The organism is Bacillus sp. SG-1, from assembly GCF_000181495.1.
In the GTDB taxonomy this organism is placed as follows: Bacteria; Bacillota; Bacilli; order Bacillales; family Bacillaceae_B; genus Rossellomorea.
The window spans coordinates 1-7,538 of the sequence record NZ_ABCF01000105.1; the positions used below are offsets into that span (position 1 = coordinate 1).

General features: G+C 44.8%; 4 protein-coding genes. All 4 read left to right on the forward strand.

The annotated features are described in order from the left end of the window. Positions 1 to 2,119: DNA helicase PcrA (gene pcrA / locus BSG1_RS18290; protein WP_006838706.1), on the forward strand; the 2,119-nt coding region annotated here is incomplete at its 5' end. A 24-nt stretch (positions 2,120 to 2,143) separates the two neighbouring features. Next, positions 2,144 to 4,150: an NAD-dependent DNA ligase LigA gene (gene ligA, locus BSG1_RS18295; protein ID WP_006838707.1), complete on the forward strand. Its 2,007-nt coding sequence runs from the start codon at positions 2,144 to 2,146 to the stop codon at positions 4,148 to 4,150. Between the two features lie 15 nt (positions 4,151 to 4,165). Continuing rightward, a complete protein-coding gene (locus tag BSG1_RS18300) occupies positions 4,166 to 5,320 on the forward strand; it encodes a CamS family sex pheromone protein (protein WP_006838708.1) in 1,155 nt (384 codons plus the stop codon). Positions 5,321 to 5,974: 654 nt separating this feature from the next. Next, the gene (gene putP, locus BSG1_RS18305; RefSeq protein ID WP_006838710.1) at positions 5,975 to 7,465 is read left to right on the forward strand and encodes a sodium/proline symporter PutP; all 1,491 of its coding nucleotides are present in this window, start codon (positions 5,975 to 5,977) and stop codon (positions 7,463 to 7,465) included. Positions 7,466 to 7,538 lie beyond the last annotated feature (73 nt).

Consider the following 7,538-nt stretch of genomic DNA (forward strand, 5'->3'; position numbering starts at 1 on the left):
TAAGACACGTGTGCTGACACACCGTATCGCCTACCTTATGGTTGAAAAGGGAGTCAATCCCTACAACATTCTGGCGATTACTTTTACAAATAAAGCAGCAAGAGAAATGAAAGACAGGATAGGAAACATCCTTGGAGGAGTGGCGGATGAAATCTGGATTTCTACGTTCCACTCCATGTGTGTCCGGATTCTGAGACGTGACATCGACCGAATCGGGTTCACCCGGAACTTTACGATTCTCGATACGACGGACCAGTTATCCGTCATCAAGTCGATCCTGAAAGACAAAAACATCGACCCGAAGAAATTTGACCCAAGGTCCATTCTCGGCTCTATTTCTTCAGCGAAAAATGAACTGAAGACACCTGAAGAATTCTCAAAAGAAGCCGGAAGCTATTATGATAATGTGATTTCAGACGTATACGAAGAATATCAAAAACGTCTTCGCAAGAACCAGGCGCTCGATTTTGATGACCTGATCATGACGACGATCCAATTATTCCAGCGGGTACCGGAAGTGCTTGAGTTTTATCAAAGAAAATTCCAGTACATCCACGTGGATGAGTATCAGGATACCAACAGAGCGCAATATATGCTTGTCAAAATGATGGCTTCCCGCTTTCAGAACCTTTGTGTCGTCGGGGATTCCGACCAGTCGATTTATCGCTGGCGCGGAGCGGATATTGCGAATATCCTGTCCTTTGAAAAAGACTATCCGAGAGCCAATGTGATTTTGCTCGAGCAGAACTACCGGTCGACCAAAACGATCTTACACGCTGCTAATGACGTCATCCAGAAAAACTCGAACAGAAAACCGAAGAATCTCTGGACAGAAAATAAACAAGGCGAGAAGATCACTTATTACAGAGGGGACAGCGAGCAATCCGAAGCCCAGTTTGTCGCGGGTAAAATCAAAGAAATGACGGATAGCGGCAAACGGAAATTCTCCGACTTTGCAATCCTTTACCGTACAAATGCCCAGTCCCGTGTAATGGAGGAAATTCTTCTAAAATCCAATATTGAATACAGCATCGTAGGAGGCGTGAAGTTCTACGATCGTAAAGAGATCAAAGATATTCTGGCCTACTTAAGGTTGATCTCCAATCCTGATGATGATATCAGCTTGCGCCGCGTCATTAATGTACCCAAAAGGGGAATCGGGTCGACTTCTCTAGATAAAATCGCGAATTACGCTGCAATGAATGACCTGTCCATGATGCAGGCGCTCGAAGAAGCGGATTTTATCGGCCTGAGCCCGAAAATCACGAAATCGGTCATTGAATTCAAAGATCTTGTGAAAGGCTATACTCAGATGCAGGAGTATCTTTCTGTGACAGAACTTGTGGAAGAAATCCTCGAAAAGTCCGGTTACAGGGAAATGCTGAAAGCGGAAAAATCGATTGAAGCACAAAGCCGCCTGGAGAACATCGACGAGTTCTTGTCCGTTACAAAGAGCTTTGAAGACACCAATGATGATAAATCACTGGTCGCTTTCCTTACCGACCTTGCGCTTGTTGCCGATATCGATAAGCTTGATGATGATGAGCAGCCCACGGATGCCGTTATTTTGATGACACTGCATGCTGCAAAAGGATTGGAATTCCCTGTTGTCTTCCTGATGGGGCTCGAGGAAGGTGTCTTCCCGCACAGCCGTTCACTGATGGATGAAGAAGAGATGGAGGAAGAACGACGTCTTGCTTATGTAGGCATCACAAGGGCTGAAGAGGAACTATACATGACCAATGCTCAAATGAGGACATTATACGGTCAGACGAAAATGAACCCAGTTTCAAGGTTCATTGCTGAAATTCCTGAAGATCTCATAGATAATTTTGAGCCGGAAAAAAGAAGTCCGTTCTCATCGGGAGGGAAAACCACAGCGTCAAGGACTCAGCAGCCGGTGAGAAGAAAGCCGGTTTCGCGCCCTGTACCGACGACAACTGGAGGAGAAGGGATCTCCTGGCAGGTTGGCGACAGAGCGGCCCATAAAAAATGGGGCACCGGAACCGTTGTCAGCGTTAAAGGCAGCGGAGATGGGATGGAGCTTGATATTGCTTTCCCTAGTCCAACAGGCATCAAGCGTCTATTAGCGAAGTTTGCTCCTGTCGAAAAAGTTTAATTAGTACGAGAAAGGGCTGTTATTGTGGATATCAAAAGCGCAGAACAAAAAGTTGCTGAACTTCATAATCTTTTAAATCAATATAATTATGAATATCATGTGCTGGACAAGCCGTCAGTGCCCGATGCCGAGTATGACCGGGTCATGAATGAGCTGATCGCGATTGAGACGGAGTTCCCTGAACTGAGAACACCCGACTCGCCAACACAGCGGGTGGGTGGAAACACGCTTGAAGCTTTTGAGAAAGTCGAGCACAGAACGCCTATGCTCAGTCTCGGGAATGCTTTTAACGAAGATGACCTGAGGGATTTTGACCGCAAAGTCCGCCAGGCGGCAGGAGAGGCCTATTCCTACGTATGTGAATTAAAAATCGATGGTCTTGCGGTCTCCCTCCGCTATGAAGACGGCCTTTTCAGCCAGGGGGCGACAAGGGGAGACGGGACGATCGGTGAAGATATCACCGCTAACCTGAAAACCATTAAATCGATTCCGCTTCGAATCCCTGAACCTCTGACAATGGAGGTAAGAGGGGAAGCATTCATGCCTAAAAGATCGTTCGAAGCACTGAACAAAGCGAAGGAAGAAAAGGAAGAAGAGCCGTTCGCGAACCCGCGGAATGCCGCTGCAGGATCTTTAAGGCAGCTTGACCCTCGTATAGCCGCATCCCGTAATCTGGATATTTACCTGTACTCCATTGCGGATGTCGGTGAAACAGGTGTGGTCTCTCATAGTGAAGGTCTCGATCTATTAGACAAGCTTGGTTTCAAGACCAATAAAGAAAGAAAAAGATGCAGCAATATCGAGGAAGTCATCCAGTACGTGGAAGGATGGGTAGAGAAACGTCCAGACCTTCCGTATGACATCGATGGCATCGTCATCAAGGTCGATTCCCTTCCGTTGCAGCAGGAGCTTGGTACAACAGCTAAGAGCCCGAGGTGGGCCATTGCTTATAAATTTCCTGCCGAAGAAGTTGTTACGCTCTTAAAAGATATCGAATTAAGTGTCGGCAGAACGGGTGTAGTGACACCTACTGCCATTCTGGAGCCGGTCAAAGTCGCTGGAACGACGGTGCAGCGCGCTTCCCTGCATAATGAAGACCTAATCAGGGAAAAGGATATCAAAATCGGTGACTATGTTGTTGTCAAAAAGGCAGGGGATATCATACCGGAAGTGGTGAATGTCCTGGAAGAACGGCGTACCGGTGACGAACAGGATTTCCATATGCCTGAGGAATGCCCTGAATGCGGAAGCGGGCTTGTCAGGCTTGAAAAAGAAGTTGCTCTTCGCTGCATCAACCCTAAGTGTCCGGCGCAGATCAGAGAAGGGTTGATTCATTTCGTCTCTAGAAATGCTATGAACATTGACGGACTGGGTGAAAAAGTGATCAGCCAGCTCTTCAAGGAAGGCTTGATTGTGGACGTAGCCGATATTTACCGCCTCCAAAGAGAGCAGCTCCTGCAGCTTGAGAGAATGGGTGAAAAATCGGTGGATAACCTTTTGAATGCTATCGAAGCTTCAAAATCAAATTCACTGGAACGTCTGTTATTCGGCTTGGGTATCCGCCATGTCGGAGCTAAAGCGGCCAAGACCCTTGCCCAGGAATTCGAGAATATCGACAATCTCAAAGTTGCATCTAAAGATCAGCTGACGGCCATCAACGAAATTGGCGACAAGATGGCAGATGCGGTTGTGGCGTACTTTGAAAAAGAAGAAGTGATGGAGCTGATCGGCGAACTTAAAACGGCCGGCGTCAATACGGAGTATAAAGGTCCAAAACCTGTAAAAGTCGATGAAATTGATTCTTATTTTGCAGGCAAGACCATTGTCCTTACAGGAAAGCTTGAACAGCTTGGCCGGAACGAAGCGAAACAAAAAATTGAAGAGCTGGGCGGCAAAGTGACCGGTTCTGTCAGTAAGAAAACCGACCTCCTGGTTGCCGGCGAAGATGCAGGATCAAAATTATCCAAAGCCCAGGAACTTCAAATAGAGATATGGGACGAAGAGAAGCTGATTGAAGAACTTAACCGTTAAAGGTGGAGGAAACACATGAAGAAATGGTTGGCGGCATCTGCAGCTGCGCTATTGCTGAGCGGCTGTGCCCCCGCTTTTGAAAAACAGGAACAAGTCGTGGAAGAAGATGAAAATCAGCAATCGGAAACAGCGATCATTCCTAATTACCAGATTTCAGATGAGTACTATAAAACGTTGCTGCCATATGAATCGACGGATACGAGAGGCATGGTCGTCAACAACCTGCAGTCCCGTTATGACATAGACATATTTGAATCCGGGCTGGTCAGGATGGCGAAGAATGTTTTTCCAACTGATCAGTACCTTTTCAAAGAGGGGCAGGTTTTAGATAAAGAAACAATTCAATCCTGGCTGAACAGAAAATTCACGAGTGAGCAATTAGAAGAAAAAGGATTAACGGAAGAGCAGAATGTGGGCCTCAATCCGGTTGAAAACACTCCTGGTGAAGAGAAAGACACGCCAATCTACCTTGCCCATATGATAGAACATAACTACTTGGAAAAAGTTGAAGATAGCAAGATTCAGCTTGCGAGTGTTGTTGTCGGGCTGGCGTTGAACTCCGTTTCTTATTATCAAGATCAGAATACAGGGGAAACACGGCAGACTGACATAAGCCATGAAGAAGTCAGGCAGCAAGGGACTCGAATCGCACGGGAAGTGATCAGCAGGCTGAGGGATAAACCTGAGCTTGATGGCATTCCGATCACCATTGCTCTATATGAACAGTCGAGCAAAGGTTCTGTCACTCCGGGGAACTATTTCGCCTACGCGACAGTCAATGCGGGAAATGACACAATCGGCGAATGGAAGAATGTGAATGAAGAACATTACTTTTTCCCGTCTGAACAGGCTGAAAGAGCCTACCCTGAGGATATGAAAGTGTTCAATGAGTTTAGAGAAAAGGTTGAAAACTACTTTCCGAACTATGTAGGCGTGGTTGGCTATGCTTTTTATCAAAAAGATCAGATGGAAAGTCTGGAGATCGACATTCCCATTCAATTCAATGGAAAAGCGGAAACAATCGGTTTCACTCAGTTTACAGCAGAGCTTGCTGCCGAACTGTTCCCGAAAGGTACAAGTGTGGAGATTGAAATTACATCAGCTGATGGAGTGGAATCATTAATCGTTTTGAAGCAGCAGGGCGAACCCTTTGTACACATTTATGAATAATCTTAAGACTGACCTCATTCCGGGTCGGTCTTTTTTGTGCGGAATTCGCACTGGTCTTGGAGAACGCTTCGTCTGAGGACCGGTTCAGTTATTATCCGTACAAAAAAGGTTAATGCATAACAGGTTTCTTGCTGGGCAAAATAAGTCCGTCAATACTCACCTATGAGAAAATTTTCTCCCAGTCATGCCAAAAATGACCCAGGAAAAGGGGTGGAAATACTTTTATAAGATAATGCTTCAGCTTGATTAGGAGGGGAAAAAATAGAGCGATTCTCCTTTTTAAATGGTTGGCAATAGGTATATTTGAACAAATTATGAATTTAATTTTATAAATTTTTCTGAATATATATGATACAGGAAGCGCTTTCATGGAATTATTTATACAACATGCTTGCATAAATAATCAGTCGTAAAATTATATTCTGAAAATTCTTAATGATACAAGGCTGTTTTTGTGTTACGATTGTTAATGTTGTGAAGTTACCCGGGCTCGTCAGGCTTATTTCATACCCTTCAAATGAAGGAAACTCCATGAATAAGTTTACAAGTGAGATGCATAGGGTAAATAAGAGCGTCAAAGTGCAAAAACGTAATTCACCTTAGAGTTTCAATAACAAAACCATCAAAAATTTGAAAGGAGAATGTAAATATAACATGGAAACAGCTACTTTAGTTACTTTTATTGTGTATTTAGTAGGTATGTTAGCAATTGGTATCATTTCGTACAGATTGACAAGTAATTTATCTGATTATGTTTTAGGAGGACGCAGCTTAGGACCGGGCGTGGCAGCACTGAGTGCCGGAGCATCTGATATGAGTTCATGGCTCTTACTAGGTTTGCCGGGTTATGCTTATGCAGCAGGTCTTGGATCTATCTGGCTGGCACTAGGGTTAGTCGTAGGTGCCTATCTGAACTGGAGGTTCGTTGCCTCACGTTTACGCTCTTATACAGAAGTCGCAAATGATTCAATCACTGTTCCTGACTTCTTTGAAAATCGTTTTAAAGATAAGTCCCGAATCCTTCGTGTAGTTTCTGCATTAGTCATTTTAATCTTCTTTACGTTCTATACATCATCAGGACTTGTAGGTGGAGCGGTACTTTTCCAAGAATCATTTAACATGAGCTACAATACTGCACTTCTAATCGGTGCGATTGTCATCATTTCTTACACTTTCCTTGGAGGATTCCTTGCAGTAAGCTGGACTGACTTCATCCAGGGTATCTTAATGTTCCTTGCACTGATTGTTGCTCCGATTGTTGCCATTACAGAAGTGGGCGGCTGGGGCAGCACGGTTGATCAAGTCAACGCAATCAATCCTGACTACATGAGTGCCTTCACAGGAATGACGGGAATCGGAATCATTTCACTGGCAGCATGGGGTCTTGGTTACTTTGGCCAGCCGCACATCATCACTCGTTTTATGGCTTTAAAATCTACTAAAGATGTACCGAAAGCACGCTTGATCGGTATGACGTGGATGATCCTTGCCATGGTAGGAGCAGTATTGGTAGGTCTTGCAGGTATTGCATTCTTCGCTGATGCTCCACTGATTACAGACGCAGCTGATAACTCTGAGAAAGTATTTATCTTGTTCACTGACGTATTATTCAACCCATGGGTATCTGGTATTCTATTAGCGGCAATCTTGTCAGCTATCATGAGTACAATCGATTCCCAGCTGCTTGTTTCTTCAAGTGCACTTGCAGAGGATTTCTACAAAGCGATCATCCGTAAGAATGCTTCTGACAAAGAATTGGTTTGGGTTGGACGCCTGGGTGTTATCCTTATCGCTTTAGTTGCTGTTCTCCTTGCAGTACAAGCGAATCCTGCTAATGAAAATGCTTCAAGCATCCTTGACCTTGTAAGTTATGCGTGGGCAGGATTTGGAGCAGCATTCGGACCGGTTATCCTTTTTGCACTGTTCTGGAAAGGTATGACACGCAATGGTGCCCTTGCAGGTATGATCGTTGGTGCGTTGACAGTCGTTATTTGGCCGGAACTTGGAACAGATCTTTATGAAATCGTACCAGGTTTCATCCTTGCTGCGATTGCGATCCTTATCTTCTCTAAAGTTGGACCGCAGCCGAGCGAAGAAATTCAATCTGAATTTGATACAGCTGCAGCAAACGACATAACAAAATAATTTTTCAATCAAAACCGTCCATCATTCAGTGATGGGCGGTTTTTTTGTGTTGTGGTGTCTTTAGCGCTTTAAA